Annotated in this window: 15 protein-coding genes and 1 tRNA gene; 15 read left to right on the top strand and 1 reads right to left on the bottom strand. The window is 74.4% G+C overall.

Going from position 1 to position 16,025, the window contains the following annotated elements; genetic code table 11:
- Window positions 1-64 precede the first annotated feature (64 nt).
- The 15 genes from ACZ3J7_RS19120 to serS all read left to right on the top strand — a co-directional run bounded on the left by ACZ3J7_RS19120 (window position 65) and on the right by serS (window position 15,060).
- Window positions 65-155 (top strand) — tRNA-Glu (locus ACZ3J7_RS19120).
- Window positions 156-226: 71 nt separating this feature from the next.
- The gene (locus ACZ3J7_RS19115; RefSeq protein WP_465622306.1) at window positions 227-1,177 is read left to right on the top strand and encodes a diacylglycerol/lipid kinase family protein; all 951 of its coding nucleotides are present in this window, start codon (window positions 227-229) and stop codon (window positions 1,175-1,177) included.
- 72 nt (window positions 1,178-1,249) lie between these two features.
- Window positions 1,250-2,719 carry an MmgE/PrpD family protein gene (locus tag ACZ3J7_RS19110; RefSeq protein ID WP_465622305.1) on the top strand — a complete coding sequence of 490 codons (1,470 nt, stop codon included), beginning with the start codon at window positions 1,250-1,252 and terminating at the stop codon, window positions 2,717-2,719.
- Between the two features lie 159 nt (window positions 2,720-2,878).
- Complete coding sequence (locus ACZ3J7_RS19105; RefSeq protein WP_465622304.1) at window positions 2,879-4,465, top strand: aldehyde dehydrogenase family protein; 1,587 nt, start codon at window positions 2,879-2,881, stop codon at window positions 4,463-4,465.
- A gap of 40 nt (window positions 4,466-4,505) precedes the next feature.
- A complete protein-coding gene (locus ACZ3J7_RS19100; RefSeq protein ID WP_465622301.1) occupies window positions 4,506-5,645 on the top strand; it encodes an acyl-CoA dehydrogenase family protein in 1,140 nt (379 codons plus the stop codon).
- 29 nt (window positions 5,646-5,674) lie between these two features.
- Entirely contained in the window at window positions 5,675-6,958 is a 1,284-nt protein-coding gene (locus ACZ3J7_RS19095) for an aspartate aminotransferase family protein (protein ID WP_465622297.1), read from the top strand.
- 2 nt (window positions 6,959-6,960) lie between these two features.
- On the top strand, window positions 6,961-7,437 hold the full coding sequence (locus ACZ3J7_RS19090; protein WP_465622293.1) for a type II toxin-antitoxin system RatA family toxin: 477 nt from the start codon (window positions 6,961-6,963) through the stop codon (window positions 7,435-7,437).
- A 13-nt stretch (window positions 7,438-7,450) separates the two neighbouring features.
- Window positions 7,451-8,005: a hypothetical protein gene (locus ACZ3J7_RS19085; RefSeq protein ID WP_465622290.1), complete on the top strand. Its 555-nt coding sequence runs from the start codon at window positions 7,451-7,453 to the stop codon at window positions 8,003-8,005.
- Complete coding sequence (locus tag ACZ3J7_RS19080; protein WP_465622287.1) at window positions 8,002-8,577, top strand: flavin reductase family protein; 576 nt, start codon at window positions 8,002-8,004, stop codon at window positions 8,575-8,577. The genes ACZ3J7_RS19085 and ACZ3J7_RS19080 overlap by 4 nt, the downstream gene beginning before the upstream one ends.
- Window positions 8,574-9,557, top strand: a complete 984-nt coding sequence (locus tag ACZ3J7_RS19075) for a ferritin family protein (protein ID WP_033259459.1) — start codon at window positions 8,574-8,576, stop codon at window positions 9,555-9,557. The genes ACZ3J7_RS19080 and ACZ3J7_RS19075 overlap by 4 nt, the downstream gene beginning before the upstream one ends.
- The gene (locus ACZ3J7_RS19070; RefSeq protein ID WP_465622282.1) at window positions 9,554-10,618 is read left to right on the top strand and encodes a beta-ketoacyl-ACP synthase III; all 1,065 of its coding nucleotides are present in this window, start codon (window positions 9,554-9,556) and stop codon (window positions 10,616-10,618) included. The genes ACZ3J7_RS19075 and ACZ3J7_RS19070 overlap by 4 nt, the downstream gene beginning before the upstream one ends.
- A 14-nt stretch (window positions 10,619-10,632) precedes the next feature.
- Window positions 10,633-10,863, top strand: coding sequence for an acyl carrier protein (locus ACZ3J7_RS19065; RefSeq protein ID WP_465622280.1), 231 nt, complete (start codon window positions 10,633-10,635; stop codon window positions 10,861-10,863).
- Window positions 10,863-12,080 carry a beta-ketoacyl-[acyl-carrier-protein] synthase family protein gene (locus ACZ3J7_RS19060; protein ID WP_465622277.1) on the top strand — a complete coding sequence of 406 codons (1,218 nt, stop codon included), beginning with the start codon at window positions 10,863-10,865 and terminating at the stop codon, window positions 12,078-12,080. Before ACZ3J7_RS19065 ends, ACZ3J7_RS19060 begins: the two co-directional genes overlap by 1 nt.
- Before the next feature lie 144 nt (window positions 12,081-12,224).
- Window positions 12,225-13,697, top strand: coding sequence for an APC family permease (locus tag ACZ3J7_RS19055; protein WP_465622274.1), 1,473 nt, complete (start codon window positions 12,225-12,227; stop codon window positions 13,695-13,697).
- 94 nt (window positions 13,698-13,791) lie between these two features.
- Entirely contained in the window at window positions 13,792-15,060 is a 1,269-nt protein-coding gene (gene serS, locus ACZ3J7_RS19050; protein ID WP_465622271.1) for a serine--tRNA ligase, read from the top strand.
- A gap of 186 nt (window positions 15,061-15,246) precedes the next feature.
- On the opposite strand, the gene ACZ3J7_RS19045 is transcribed toward serS, so the two are convergent.
- Window positions 15,247-16,011, bottom strand: a complete 765-nt coding sequence (locus tag ACZ3J7_RS19045) for an AfsR/SARP family transcriptional regulator (protein ID WP_465622268.1) — start codon at window positions 16,009-16,011, stop codon at window positions 15,247-15,249.
- Window positions 16,012-16,025: the final 14 nt, after the last annotated feature.

The following is a 16,025-nucleotide window of genomic DNA, read 5'->3' as shown; positions in this document are numbered from 1 at the left end:
TCGGGTTTTACCGCCTTCGCAGGTTCGAATCCTGCCCTCTCCGCGTAGGGCTGATGTGTGTGTGGGAGAGGTGCCCGGAGTGGTTTATCGGGGGCCCGGGTCTCGGCTCGGGTCGGGTTTTACCGCCTTCGCAGGTTCGAATCCTGCCCTCTCCGCGTCAGCAGCGGCCGTCCTGCCCGTTCGGGGCGGGGCGGCCGTTTCCGCGTGAGGTGCCGGAGAGGCTGGAATGGCTGTGACGCTCGCTCCCCGACGGGCCCTGGTGGTGGCCAACCCGGCCGCGGGAACCACCGGGGAGGAACTGGTCCGTGAGGTGCTGGCCGTGTGCCGGGGGTCGCTCCCCGAGGTGGCGCTGCACCGCACCGAGTACCGAGGCGACGCCGAACGGACGGTGCGCAGGGCGCTGTACGGCGGCGGTCCCGCGCCCGACCTGGTGGTGGCGGTGGGCGGCGACGGCACGGTGCGGGAGGTCGTCGAGGGGATGACCCGGGGCGCCACCGGCGCGCCCGCCGCCCTGGCGATCGTCCCGGCCGGCACCGGCAACTCGGGCTACAAGATGCTCTGGGGCGAACGCCCGTGGACCGAGGCGCTGGGCGCGCTGCTCACCGGCGGCCCCGGCGCCCGGCTGCGCCGGCTGGACCTGGGCCGGGTCGCCGAGAGCGGCCACCTGGTGCTGCTGGGCGCCTGCTCGGGCGTGATCGCCGAGGCGCTGGTCACGGCCCGGCGGATCCCGCTGACCGGACGGGCCCGGTACGCGCAGGCGTTCGCGGAGACCGCGGCGGCGTTCACCCCGTACCCGGGCCGGGTGCTGGTGGACGGCACGGTCGTGCACCAGGGGCCCACCGTGCTGGCGAACGTCGGCGGCGGGCAGTACCGCGGCGGCCGCTACCGGGTGCTGCCGCACTCCGAGCTGGACGACGGCCTGCTGGACGTGTGCGTGATCGGCGCCGAGGTCGACCCGGCCGACGTGCCCGCGCTGACCGAGCGGGCCGAACACCTGGAGCTGCCCGGCGTCGTGTACGCCCGGGGCCGGCGGATCACCGTGGAGCGGCTGGACGGCCGCCCGCTGGTGTTCGAGCACGACGGCGAGCTGCAGCCGCCCCACTGGAGCTCGATGACGCTGGGCGTGCTGCCCGGCGTGCTGCCGGTGTGGGGGGCCGCGGCGCTCGCCGCGGTCTGAGGGAACGTCCGAACCGGCCGCCCCGGGGCCGGCCCGGGGCGGCGCCACCGCCGAACCGGGGGAGCCCCGTACATGCCCGTGCTCAAGGAACTCACCGCCTGGGCCGCCTGGTTGCGGCCGGAGGACATTCCGGAGCGGGTGCGCTCGCTGGCGGCCAGCCAGGTGCTGTCGCAGCTCGCGTCGATCCGGGCCGGCGCCGACCACCACCTGGGGCGCCGGCTGATCGAGGCCTTCGGCCCGCCGCTGCAGCCCGACCCGAGGGTCGGGGCCTGCGTGCTGGCGGGCCTCGGCTCGTACCTGAACCTGGACGACACCGCGTACGCGGGCCACCTGTCCAACTCGACGGTGGCGGTGCCGCTGGCCTTCGCCCGGGCCCGCGGCCTGGACGGGGCGTCGCTGCTGGCCGCGGTGGTCGCCGCCAACGAGTGCGCGGCCCGGATCACCGCCGCCGCCACCCTGGGCCCGCTGCGCGGGCACAGCGCCGTGCACACCCACCTGGCCGGTTCGGTGTGCGGACGGCTGCACGCCGAGGGCGCCGACGACGCGGTGTGGACCAACGCGCTCGGCCTGGCCTTCGCGATGCCCAACTGGCCCCTGATGCGGGCCTTCCTGGCCAGCGACGCCCGGCTGTTCAACTCCTTCACGCCGGTGCGCACCGGCATGGACGCCTGCGACGCGGCCCGGGTCGGGCTGCGCGGCGCCGCCGACATCGTCGAGCACCCGGACGGGTTCCTCGACCGCTTCTCCGCCGTGCCGCTGCCGGACGCCGTCAACGCCGGACTCGGCGAGCGCTGGCACACCGAGACGCTCTCCTTCAAGCTGCACCCGGGCGGGCCCGGGATCGACGCGGCCGTCGACTGCGCCGCCGACCTGCACCGCGACCTGGGCCCGATCCGCCCCGAGGACGTCGCCGAGGTGGTGGTCGAGGCCTCGCTGTACACCCTGTTCGCCGGACGCAAGGCGGCCGGCTACGTGGTCGGTCCGGGTTCGCCGATCGGCGCGCTGGTGCTGCACACCCCGTACCCGGTGGCGACGGCGCTGCTGACCGGCGGCCTGACCGTCAACGACTTCGGGGCGCCGCTGCTCAACGACCGGGGCCGCTGGGCGGTCGCCGACAAGGTCCGGCTGGTGCACGACCCGGAGCTGACCCGGGCGCTGTTCGCCTCCGAGGCGCCGTTCGGCGAGGCGCTGCGCCAGGCCGGGCCGCACGCCGAGCCGTGGCTGCGCGAGTTCGCCGGCGAGGACGAGGCGGCCCGGGCCGTCGCGGCCGCCAACTCCCGCCCGGCGGGCGACTTCACCAGCGCCGCCAAGGCCACCGGCGCGCGGATCACCGTCCGGCTCACCGACGGCCGCAGCGCGGTGCGCGAGCGCCTCGTCCCGCTGGCCGCGGCGGGGCCGCACACCCGCGCCCACCACGCCGAGCTGATGCGGGAGAAGTTCACCGAGTACGGCGGCGACCGCTCGGTCGCGGACGCCGCCGCGGGCCTCGACCGGATGAATCCCGACGAACTCCGGGACTGGATCCGCGCCGCACTGGCCTGACCGGAGGGGGGAAATCATTCCCCTCCCGGCATCAGATCCGTGTCAGGAAGGCGTCAGAACCCGCTGCCATCATCGAATCGACTCGGGTCCGAAAAATCTCGGCGGAATTCTGCGGAAAGGCTGATGATGACGCTGGAGAACACCTCTCGGGAAAAGCCGATGAAAAGCTACAAGCTCTTCATCGGCGGAAAGGACCTGGAAGGCGACGGCTGGGTCTACACGGTGAGTTCGCGTTCCCTGTTGGAGGACGTGTTCACCAGCGTCAGTCTCAAACGCGCGCTCGAACAGGACGACGACAACACCGAGGCCGCGCAGCACCCCTACGTGGTGGGCCGCTGCGCGATCGCCTCGGACGAGGCCATCGACCTGGCCAGCGAGGCCGCCGCGGCCGCCGCGCCCGGCTGGGCAGCGGTGCCGCTGGAGCGGCGGATGCGCCTGGGCACCCGGTTCCGCGAGGAACTGCTGCGCCGCCAGGACGAGTTCGTGGACATGCTGGTGGCCGAGGCGCACCCGGTGCGGCTGGCCCGCTGGGAGCTGTCCTGCCTGCTCCAGGTGTACAGCGAGGAGTCCATCTACTGGTACCGCCAGCGGATGCACACCGAGTTCGAGCACGCCGGACGGCGCCTGATCGTCCGCCGGCAGCCCGACGGCGTGGTCGGCTTCAACCCGCCGCAGAACGCCCCCGCGCCCTCCGCGGCGCTCGCCGTGCTGGCCCTGATGGCCGGCAACGCGGTCGTGGTCCGCGCCCCGCGCTCCATCGCGCTGTCCACCCTGTGGGTGCTGCGCGACGTGGTCGCCCCGCTGCTGGACGAGCTCGGCGCCCCGCCCGGAGTGCTCAACGTGGTCTGCTCCAACCCGAAGCAGACCCTGGACCGCTGGGTGTCCAGCCCGCTGGTCAACGACATCTTCTACATCGGCGGCAGCCAGGAGGGCCTGCGCTTCCAGGAGCAGTGCGTCGCCACCGGCACCAAGCCGATCCTCGAACTGGCCGGCAACGACGGCATCATCGTCTGGGAGGGCGCGGACCTCAAGTACGCGGCCGAGGCGATCACCGAGTCCTTCTACGGCTCCGGCCAGATCTGCATGGTGCCCAACTACGTGCTGGCGCACCCGGCGATCGCCGACGAGCTGATCGAGGAGGTGAAGCGGCAGGTCGCCGACGTCCGCCCCGGCTACCCGGAGGACGAGGGCGTGCTGCTCTCGCCGGTCCGCCGCTCCGAGAAGTTCTTCACCCTGCTCAACCAGGCCCTCGACCGGGGCGCCACCCTGGTCACCGGCGGGCAGCGCACCGAACTCGACGGGACCCCCTCGGAGACCGGCGTCTTCCTGCAGCCCACCGTGGTGCGGGTGGACGGCCTCGCCGGCGCCCGCGAGTACGACGTGGTCAAGCAGGAGACCTTCTTCCCGCTGCTGCCGATCGTCGTCCCGGAGGCCCGGCCGAACGACGAACTCCTGGACAGCTTCATCGACTTCGTCAACTCCAACGAGTACGGGCTGCGCAACTCGCTGTGGGCGAAGTCCGCCCGGGTGATCAACGCCTTCGTGCAGCGCGTCACCAACGGCGGCCTGCTGAAGATCAACGACTCGCACATCGGGTTCCTGCCCTACCTGCCCAGCCACGGCGGCACCGGCCTGACCGGCGGCGTGTACGGCGAGGCCAACTACCCGATGCTCAAGACCTCGCACATCCAGGGCGTCTCCATCGCCCACGACGTCAGCCCGCGCCAAGCCGTCTTCGGGTCCTGACCCCCCTTCGCCCACCACCCCTGACAGAGGTGCCCTTCCGATGCGTTCACTCGATGTCGCCCGCGAGGTGTCCGAGCGGTACCACCCGGGTCTGGCCAAAGCCCTGGGCGAACTGCCGTACGCCGAGCGCGAGGCCCCCGGCAGCCCGGTGATCGACCTGTTCCGTCAGCACGGCGGCGTCGGCCTGCTGATCCCCGCCGAGTACGGCGGCCTCGGCGCCGACCCGCTGGAGGCCGTCCGGGCGCAGCGCGCCCTGGGCGCGCTCTCGCCCTCGCTGGCCGCCGCCGTCACCATGCACCACTTCACCGCCGCGATGCTGTACGCCCTGGCCGACGGCCCGGGCCGGCTGACCGCCGAGCAGCTCGAACTGCTGCACGGCGTCGTCCCCGAGCAGCGCCTGATGGCCTCCGGCTGGGCCGAGGGCCGCACCCAGCAGAACATCCTCACCCCGGCCGTCACCGCCGACCGGGTCCCGCACGGCTACCGGCTCAACGGCTCCAAGAAGCCCTGCAGCCTGGCCCGTTCGATGGACCTGCTGACCGCGTCCATCGCGGTGCCCGGCGACGACGGCACCCCCGAGCTGGCGCTGGCCCTGGTCCGCGCCGACACCCCGGGGCTGAGCGTCCACCCGTTCTGGGGCAACGACGTGCTGGCCGCCGCCGAGAGCGACGAGGTCCAGCTGTCCGCGGTGTTCGTCCCCGAGGAACTGGTGATCCGCACCGCCGCGGACGACCCGGACCGGATCGAGGACCTGCAGAACGCCGGCTTCGCCTGGTTCGAGCTGCTGATCTCGGCCGGCTACCTCGGGGCCGCCTCCGGCCTGGTCGAGGAGGTGCTGCGGCGCGACCGCGGCGGCGTCGCCGACCGGGCCGAACTGGTGCTGCGCACCGAGGCCGCCGCCGCGCTGCTGGAGGGCGCCGCCCGCGCCGTCGCCGACGGCGTGACCGGCGAGGAGGCCGTCGCCCAGGTGCTGGTCGCCCGCTACGCGGTGCAGCGCGACCTGTCGGCGATCGCCGACCAGGCGCTGGAACTGCTCGGCGGCCTGGACTTCATCCGCTCCTCCGACCACTCCCGGATGGCCGTCGCGCTGCGCCCGCTGGCCTTCCACCCGCCGTCCCGGGCCGCCGCGGCCGGGCCGCTGCTCTCCTACCTCTCCGGCGACCCGCTGGTGCTCTCCTGAAACCCGTCGTCCCGAAAGCGAGTTGATCGATGACTACCGTGCTGGAACCGAGGGTCGACACCGAGGAGGAGATCCTCGGCCTCTACCGGGCCCACCTGAGCAAGGGCCGGGCCACCCTGGCCGAGCTGTTCGGCAGCCACATGGAGGTCGAGTCCTCCGGCGCCTGGCTGACCACCAGCGACGGCGAGCGCTTCCTCAACGCGGGCGGCTACGGCGTGTTCATCATGGGCGCCCGGCACCCGATCGTGGTCGAGGAGGTCGCCCGCCAGCTGCACACCCACCCGACGGCCACCCGCATCCTGCTGGAGCCGACGGTGGCCCGCGCGGCCGAGGCGCTCACCGCGATCACCCCGGCCGGCCTGGACCGCGTGCACTTCGCGCTCTCCGGCGCCGAGGCGGTCGAGACCGGCCTGAAGCTGGCCCGCGCCAACGGCCACAAGCGCACCGTCTCGTTCAAGGGCGGCTACCACGGCAAGACCCTGGGCGCGCTGTCGGCCACCGCCAAGGAGGTCTACCAGGCGCCGTTCCGCCCGCTCATCCCGGACGTCCTGCACCTGCCGTTCGGCGACATCGACGCGCTGCGCGCCGAACTGGCCGCGCACCCCGGCGAGGTCGCGGTGATCATCGAGCCGGTGCAGGGCGAGGGCGGCGTGATCATCCCGCCGAAGGGCTTCCTGAAGCAGGTCGAGGAGGCCGTCCGCGAGTACGAGGGCTTCCTGATCCTCGACGAGGTGCAGACCGGCTTCGGCCGCCTCGGCGAGTGGTGGGGCGCCGACGTCGAGGGCGTCACCCCCGACGTCCTGCTCGCGGGCAAGGCGCTCGGCGGCGGTGTCGTCCCGGTCTCCGCGGCGATCGCCACCCGCAAGGCGTTCAAGCCCTTCGACAAGGACCCGTACGTCCACACCGCGACCTTCTCCGGGCAGCCGCTGCTGATGGCCGCCGTGCAGGGCGCCGTGCGCGCCGTGCAGGAGGAGCGGCTGGTGACCCGGTCGATGGACCTCGGCGCCCGGCTGCTGCCGCGGATCGAGGAGATCGCCCGCCGCAACATCCCCGAGCTCGTCGTGGACGTCCGCGGCCAGGGCCTGCTGATCGGCGTCGAGCTGGTCGAGGCGGGCCTGGCCGGCGAGCTCCTGATCGAACTGTTCAACCACGGGGTCGTGGCCAACCACTCGATGAACGGCAGCTCCGTGGTGCGCTTCACGCCGCCCGCGATCCTGACCGACAGCGACGTGGAGTTCCTCCTCGACTCCTTCGACAAGGCCACCCTCGACCTCGTCCGGGGCTCGGCCACGATGCCGGAAGGCGGTAAGTAACCGTGCGACACGTGACCCTGGACGCGGTGGTCAGCGGCGAGAACGCCGAGCACGTCTTCGCGGAGGTGCTCCGCTGGGAGCGCTACCCGGACCTCGCCCCGCACGTGCGGGCCACCACCGTGCACTCCACCCTGCCCGAGCCGGTCGGCTCCTCCAGCTGGGAGCTGCACTTCCGCAGCGGCCTGCTCCGCTGGACCGAGGACGACCGGTTCTTCCCGGAGCGCCTGCAGCTCGAGTTCGAGCAGAGCGACGGCGACTTCGACTCCTTCACCGGCCGGTGGACGTTCACCCAGGACGGCCCGGACGTCAACGTCTCCTTCGAGGCCGACTTCGACTTCGGCATCCCCAGCCTCGAAGGCATCCTCGACCCGATCGCGGAGCGCGTCATCCGGGAGACCGTCGCCTGGGCCGTCACCGGCCTGTTCCCCGCGACCAGGCTGACCGGCGACGTGGAGCTGGTCGCCGGCGTCACCCACTGACAGGAGGCACCCCGTGGACCAGGCAAACCCGTTCGAGACCCCGAGAACCCACGCCCTGCACCGGGCCGAGTACCTGACCGCGCTGGCCGTCACCACCGGCCTGATCATCTGGCACCTCGACGAGATCCGCTGGCTGCCCGCGATCGGCCTGTTCCTCTACATCGACCTGATCGGCTACATCCCCGGCGCCCTGGCCTTCCGCCGGGCCGGCGGGAAGCCGATCGCCAAGACGTACTACGTCCTCTACAACACCATGCACAGCCTGCTCACCCAGGGTGCCGTCGCGGCGCTGTGGTGCTGGCTGGTCAAGCCGGAGTGGGCGCTGCTGGTGCTGCCGTTCCACCTGTTCGGCGACCGGGGGATCTTCGGCAACTTCATGAAGTCCTTCGCGCTGCCCTTCGAACCGGTCCGGCAGCCCGGCTACCTGCGGCTGCTGGACGACCTCGGGGTCGCCCACCCCAAGCCGCTCGGCCACGCCTTCGACCCGGTACCCGTCGGCCACCGCCCCCGCGGCGCGGCCGCCGCCACCCCGGCGGCCGCGCCCGAACCGGCCGGGGCGGCGCGGTGAGCGCGCCCGCCCAGGCCCCGGTCGAATCCCCCGAGGAGGTCCGCCGCCGCCGGGCGCTGTACCACCTCGCCTCGCCGGTGGCGGTCCTCACGGTGGCCCACCGGGGCCGCCTGCACGGCACCACCGTCTCCACCGCCACCCTGGTCTCGCACCGGCCGCTGATCCTCGGCGCCAGCCTGCGGGCCGACTCGGTGCTCGCCGAACTCGCGGTCGCCGAGGGCCGGTTCTCGGTCAACGTGCTGGACGGCAACCAGGGCGGCCTGGCCCGCTGGTTCGCCGACTCCGGCCGGCCCGAGGGCTCCCGCCAGTTCGACGGCCTGGAGTGGCGGCACGACCCGTACACCACCGCCCCGCTGCTGGACGGCGCGCTCGCCCAGTACACCTGCCGGACCGCGGGCCGCACCCCGGTCGGCGACCACGAGGTGCTGCTCGGCCGGGTGGTGCACGCCTCCGCCCAGGACTTCGGCGTCCCGCTGCTCAGCTACGCGGGCGGCCTGTACGTCGGGGAGCTCTTCCCGGTCACCGACCACTCCGCCACCAGACCATCCGAGAAGGGGAAGCAGCAGTCATGACCGAATCAGTGGCCCGCGAGGCCGACTGGGACCTGGCGCCCGGCCTGCTCGACGGGGCCAAGGAGCTCGCCCTCTCGCCCGCCGACTGCGACCTCGCGTACTGGATCACCCAGGTCGCCCAGGGCACCCTGCGCGGACGCGGGGTGACCGGGCACCACGAGAGCGCCGGGGTCCCCGACTTCCTGCGCGCCCCCGGCCCGCTGCGGGACGCCCTGGTGCTGGAGTTCGGCTTCCGCGGCCTCTCCGAGGAGATCGCCACCCGGCTGCTCGCCCACTACGTGGCGATCGCCCCCGGCATCCCCGAACTGGAGTTCTACACCACGCAGTTGGTGGACGAGGCCCGGCACGCCCGGGTGTTCCGCAACCACCTGGTGGAGCTCGGCCTGCCCGCCGCCACCCTGCTGCGCGACATCGACGACATGGCCGCCGACTACCGCCGCCGGGTCCTCCAGCCGGTCGAGGACTTCACCCTCGACATCGTCCGCGACCAGCGGGACTTCATCGGCGGGGTGGCCGTCTTCGCCATCGTCATCGAGGGCGTCCTCGCCCCCGCCGCCGAACTCAGCGAGCGCAAGTGGACCCCGCTGTCGCCCGCCACCGGCGAGATCTCCCGGGGCACCGCGATCGACGAGATCCGCCACCTCACCGTCGCCTCCACCATCCTGCGCGACCACGTCGCCGCCCACCCCGAGTACCGGCCGCGGCTGCTGGAGATCCTCCGGGCCGGCGTCAAGCTCTGGGACGAGATCCCCGACCGGGAGTTCGTCATCCACCGCGAGGAGCTGTTCCAGCAGGGCATGCACCAGCACGCCGACCTGATCGGCGACTACGAGGTCTGGCCCGGCGTCCGCCTCCTCGACACCACCCCCGAGCAGCGCTACGACATGGCCGAGCGGTGGACCGACGAGATGGCCGAGGCCCGGATGGCCTACATGGGCCTGCCGGTCGAGGTGCTCTCCTCGGAAGGCGACGGGATATGACCGTCGGCCTGCCCGAAGCGGCCCAACGGCCCGGCTACCCGGCCGACCGGCACCCGGTGATCTGCGGCGTCGGCGGCTACGTCCCGCCCGACGTGGTCACCAACGCCGACCTGGTCGCCCGGCTGGACACCTCGGACGAGTGGATCCGCACCCGCACCGGCATCGCCGCCCGGCACTTCGTCAGCCCCGGCACCGCCACCTCCGACCTCGCCGTCGAGGCCGGCCGCCGCGCCCTCAAGTCCGCCGACGACTCCCAGGTCGACGCGGTGGTGCTGGCCACCACCACCCCCGACCACCCCTGCCCGGCCACCGGCCCCTCGGTCGCCGCCCGCCTCGGCCTCGGCGGCGTCCCCGCCTTCGACGTCTCCGCGGTCTGCACCGGCTTCCTGTACGGCCTGGCCACCGCCGGCGGCCTGATCGCCTCCGGCGCGGCCGAACGGGTCCTGCTGATCGCCGCCGACGCCTTCACCACCATCGTCAACCCCGGCGACCGCTCCACCGCGGTGATCTTCGCCGACGGCGCGGGCGCCGTGGTGCTGCGGGCCGGCCGGGCCGACGAACCCGGCGCGGTCGGGCCGATCGTGCTCGGCTCCGACGGCGACCAGCGCGAGATGATCACCGTCCCGGCCGGCGGCTCCCGCACCCGCTCCACCGACGAACAGCCCGCCCACGGCGACCAGTACTTCCAGATGGCCGGCCGGGCGATCTTCCGGCAGGCCGTGGAGCGGATGACCGAGTCCTCCCGGCAGGCGCTCACCGCCGCCGGCTGGCAACTGGCCGACGTCGACCGGCTCGCCTCCCACCAGGCCAACGCCCGGATCCTGGCCGCCGTCGCCGAACGCCTCGACGTCGACCCGGAGCGCCAGCTCTCCAACATCGAGCGGGTCGGCAACACCGGCGCCGCCTCCATCCCGCTGCTGCTCGCCCAGTCCGCCGAGAGCGGCGACCTGCTCCCGGGCCAGCGGGTGCTGCTCACCGCCTTCGGCGGCGGCCTCACCTGGGGATCCGCCACCCTCACCTGGCCCGACCTGGGCCCCCTCCCGACACCCGACGCCCGCTGAGGAAGGACACCGCCGTGTTCGAAGAGATCAAGGCCATCCTGGTCCACAAGCTCAAGGTCACCCCCGAGCAGGTCACCCCCGAAGCCACCCGCGAGGACATCGAGCTCGACTCCCTCGCCGTGGTCGAACTCTCCCTCGTCCTGGAGACCGAGTTCGGCGTCAGCGTCACCGACGACGAACTCCTCGACACCGAGACCATCGGCGACATGGCCGAGCTCGTCGAGTCGCGGATGAGCCGGGTCTGATGGCCGCGCGCGAGATCGCCGTCACCGGACTGGGCCTGGTCACCCCGGGCGGGATCGGCACCGGCCCGAGCTGGGCGGCGGTCCGCGCGGGTCGCGGCACCGCGTCCCACGACCCCCTCCTCGCCGAGCACCCGGCCCGGATCTCCTGCCGGGTGCCCGGCTGGGACCCGGACGGGCTGCTCGGCCCCCGCCGCGCCCACCGCCTCGACCGCTTCACCCAGTTCGCCCTGGTCGCGGCCCACGAGGCGGTCGCCGACGCCGGACTCGACCCGCGGACCTGGGACGGCGCCCGGGTCGGCGTCGTCCTCGGCTGCGCCGACGGCGGACCCGGCACCGTCGAGGAACAGCACCGGGTGATGCTCGAAAGCTCCCCGAGCCGGGTCTCCCCGCTGCTGCTGCCCATGCAACTGCCCAACATGCTGGCCGGCCAGGCCGCCATCGAGTTCGGCGCCACCGGCCCCAACCTGGTGGTCGCCACCGCCTGCGCCTCCGGCACCACCGCCCTCGGCACCGCCCGCGACCTGCTGCTGCTGGACCGCTGCGACATCGTGCTGGCCGGCGGCGCCGAAGCGATGATCACCCCGCTGGTGATGGCCGGGTTCGCCAAGATGGGCGCCCTCTCCACCCGCTTCGACGACCCCGCCACCGCCTCCCGCCCCTTCGACGCCGACCGCGACGGCTTCGTCGCCGGCGAGGGGGCCGGCGTCCTCATCCTCGAACGCGCCACCGACGCCCGCGCCCGCGGCGCCCGGATCCGCGCCCGGATCGCCGGCTACGGCGCCACCGCCGACGCCCACCACGTCACCTCGCCGCACCCCGAGGGCCACGGCATCGAAGCCGCCATCCGCACCGCCCTCGCCGACGCCGGCGCCACCGGCGCCGACGTCGACCACGTCAACGCGCACGGCACCTCCACCCCCCGCAACGACCTCGTCGAGGCGACCGTGCTGCGCCGCACCCTCGACGGCGACCCGCTCGTCACCTCCACCAAGGGCGTCACCGGCCACCTCCTCGGCGCCGCCGGCGCCGTCGAGGCCGCCTTCACCGTCCTCGCCATCGAACAGGGCCTCGTCCCGCCCACCGCGAACCTGCGCACCCCCGACCCCCGGATCGACATCAAGGTCGCCACCGCCGAGACCCACCGGCCGATCGGCCTCGCCCTCAGCAACTCCCTCGGCTTCGGCGGCCAGAACGCCGTCGTCGCGATCACCCCCTGACCGCCCGGCCCCGGCCGGACCCGGCGGCGCGCCGGGCCCGGCCGGGGCGGCGGACCACCGCCCCGGCGCACCGCACCCCGACCCCGGCGGGCCCCCGGGCCCCACCCCGCGACGGCCCGCCCACGCCAGCCCACCGGAGCCCAGATGACCGTCACCGCCCCCGCCGCCGTCCAGGCCGCCGCCCCCGCGGCGAGACCGGGAGGACGGCTCGGCACCGCCCACATCGTCTTCCTGATCGTCTCCGCCGCCGCGCCGCTCTCCGCCATGGTCGGCACCGTGCCGCTGGCGTTCGCCATCGGCACCGGCGCGGCCGTCCCCACCGCCTTCCTGTTCGCCGGCGCCACCCTGCTCTGCTTCTCGGTCGGCTACGCGGTCAGCGCCCGCCGCACCGGCGGCTCCGGCGGCTTCTACGCCGCCATCGCCGACGGCCTCGGCCGCCCCGCCGCGATCGGCGCCGGCTGGCTCGCCGTCCTCGCCTACAACGCCGCCACCGTCGGACTCGTCGGCGCCCTCGGCTACTTCACCCAGCTGGTCCTCGCCGCCCACGGACTGGACCTGCCCTGGCAGCTGTGCGCCGCCGTCGGCCTGCTGCTCGTCGCCGCGCTCGGCTACCGCGACATCGCGGTCAGCGCCCGCCTGCTGGCCGTCCTGATGATCGGCGAGATCGGCATCCTCGCCGTCCTCGACCTCGCCATCGCCGGCCGGCACGGCGCCGCCGCCCTGCCCGCCGCCGGGATCTCGCCCTCCGGGGCCCTCGGCGCCGGCGCCGGCGTCTCGCTGATGTTCGCCTTCATCTCCTTCATCGGCTTCGAGTCCGCCGCCCTGTACGGCAAGGAGGCCCGCGACCCCGGCCGCAGCGTCCCCCGCGCCACCTACGTCGCGGTCCTGCTGATCGCCGGGTTCTACGCCCTGACCAGCTGGGAGGCGGTCGGCGCGATCGGCGCCGACGCCGTCCGCGACACCGCCGCCGCCCAGCAGGGCGACCTGTTCTTCGGCATCGGCCAGGACTACCTCGGCGGTGCCGGCGCCACCACCCTGCAGATCATGCTGTGCACCAGCCTGTTCGCCGCCACCCTCGCCCTGCACAGCGCCGCCAACCGCTACGCCCAGGTCCTCGCCGACGACGGCCTGATGCCCGCCCCGCTCGCCGCCCTGCACCGCCGGCACGGCTCCCCGCACCGAGCCAGCCTCGCCCAGAGCGGCCTGAGCGCCGTCGTGGTGGCCGGCTTCGCGCTCGCCGGACTCGACCCCTACGCCGACCTCACCACCAGCATGCTCGGCCTCGGCACCCTCGGCATCGTCGTCCTGCAGGCCGCCGCCGCCCTCGCCGTCCTGGCCCGCGCCCGCACCGGCGGCGCCGGCTGGTGGCAGGGCGTCCTGGCCCCGCTGCTCGGCCTGCTCGGCCTGGTCGCCACCGTCGTCCTGGTGGTCGGCAACTTCGACCTGCTGACCGGCTCCCACCACGGACTGGTCTCCGAACTCCCCTGGGCCGTCCCGCTGGTGGCCGGCGCCGGACTGCTCTACGCGCTGCGGATGCGCGCCACCCGGCCGGTCCGCTACCGCCGGCTCGCCGCCGCCCACCTGCCGCCCCGCCCGCGCCCGCAGCGCACCCGCTGACCGCCCGCCCCACCCGCGGCCCGGCCGGCCGGCGTCCCCCACCGCCGGACCGGCCGGGCCGCCGCCCGTCCACGACCACCCGCCAGGAGAAGACGTGCACGACGTACGCGAGCTCATCGACCTCGGCCCCGAAGCGGTCCGCCGCCTCGGCCGCCGCCGGTACACCCTGGACCTCGACGGCCTGCGCGCCCTGCACCGGCGCCGCGCCGAGCAGTTGGAGGAGCACGAGCGGCTGCGCGGCGAACTCAAGCGCGCCGCCAAGGGCGGTGCCCGCGACGAGGACGCCCGCGAACTGGCCCGGCGGCTGCGCGAGCGCACCCGGACCGCCGAGGAGGCGCTGCGCGCCACCGAGGACGAGCTCCAGGCCCGGCTGCTCACCATCCCCAACCTGCCGCTGGACACCGTCCCCGACGGCGACAGCGAGAAGGAGGCGGTCGAGGTCCGCCGCTCCGGCCCGCGCCGCCCGGTCGGCGGCCCCGCCCTCCACCACGCCGACCTCGGCGAGGCGCTCGGCATCCTCGACCTCCCGCGCGCCTCCCGGCTCTCCGGCGCCCGCTTCGCCGTCACCCGCGGCCCCGGCGCCCGGCTCGAACGGGCCCTGGCCGCCTTCCTGCTGGACCTGCACACCACCGAGCACGGCTACACCGAGTACGCGGTGCCGCACCTGGTCGACCGGGCCACCATGACCGGCACCGGCCAGCTGCCCAAGTTCGAGGAGGACCTGTTCGCGACCTCGGTCGGCGACCGCGAGCTCTTCCTGATCCCGACCGCCGAGGTGCCGCTCACCAACCTGGTCGCCGGCGAGCTGCTGGACGCCTCGGCGCTCCCGCTCGCCTTCACCGCCCGCACGCCCTGCTACCGCTCCGAGGCCGGCTCCTACGGCCGCGACACCCGGGGCATCCTGCGGCTGCACCAGTTCGAGAAGGTCGAGCTGGTGCGGATCTGCGCCCTGGAGGACGCCCAGGCCCAGCTGGAACTGATGGTCGGCCAGGTCGAGGAGTGCCTCAAGCGGCTCGAACTCTCCTACCGGGTCGTGCTGCTGCCCGCCGGCGACATGGGCTTCTCGGCCCGGATGACCTACGACATCGAGGTGTGGATGCCGGGCGGCGACACCTACCGGGAGATCTCCTCGGTCTCCGACTGCGGCTCCTTCCAGGCCCGCCGGGCCGGCATCCGGCACCGCAGCGCGGAGGGCCGCAAGCCGGCCGCCGCCACCCTCAACGGCTCCGCCCTCCCGATCGGCCGCACCGTCGCCGCCCTGCTCGAACAGGGCGCCCAGCCCGACGGCTCGGTGCTGCTGCCGGCCGCGCTGGCCCCGTACACCGGCTTCCGCCGGATCCTGGCCGACGGGACCACCGCCTAGGCCGCCGCCCCGGAGCCCCCGGGGACCCGGAGCAGCCCGACGCCCCCGACGCCCCCGACGCGGCCCCACCCGCGGCGGGGGCGTCGACGGCTGGACGGGGGCGGGCGGGGGCGGGCGGGCGCTGCGGTGCGGTGCGGGCGGTGTGGGTGGGCTGTGGGTGGTGCGGGGGCGGAGCCGGGCGCGGGTTCAGGCGGTGCGGGCCAGGTCCTGGTTCAGGACGCCGTGGAAGACCTGGGTGAGTTCGGGCGAGGGCTCCATGCCGAGCTCGTCGACCAGGCGCTTGCGGGCGGCCCGGTAGACCTGGACCGCCTCGGCCTGGCGGCCGCTGCGGTAGAGCGCGACCATCAGGGTGCCGGTCAGCCGCTCGCGCCACGGGTGGGCCGCGCTCATCCGGCGCAGCTCGCCGATCACGGCCGTGGGCTGCTGGTGGTGGACGCCGAGCCAGAGCAGGTCCTCGCGGGCGGCCAGGTACTCCTCCTCCAGCTGGAGGGTGGTGGAGCGGCACAGCGGGCCGGGGGAGACGTCCTGCAGCGGGGCGCCGCGCCAGTGCGACAGCGCGGTCTCCAGCAGTTCGGCGGCGAGCGACGGGTCGCTCGCCATCACGGCGCGGGCGTGCGCGAGGTCCTCCTGGAAGAGCGCCAGGTCGACGTCCTGCGGGGCGACGTCCAGGACGTAGCCGGAGGAGCGGGTGATCAGGGCGGGGGCGTCGCCGCCCGGGCCGGCCAGCTTCCGGAGGGTGCGCCGCAGCCGGGAGACGTGGGCCTGCAGGGCGTTCTCGACGGTGGCCGGGAGGTCGTCGCCCCAGATCTCGGCGTACAGCTGGTCGGTGGGGACGAGCCGGCCGGCGCCGATCAGCAGCGCGGCCAGCAGGGTGCGCTGCCCGACGCCGGGGATGGGGCGGACGCGGCCGTCGACTTCCACGCTGACCGGTCCGAGGATCCTGAACTGCATGGGGTACTCCGTTG

Source organism: Kitasatospora sp. NPDC015121, from assembly GCF_055562955.1.
Note: the sequence above shows the minus strand (reverse complement) of the source record. Positions and strands in the feature narration are given on the sequence as shown.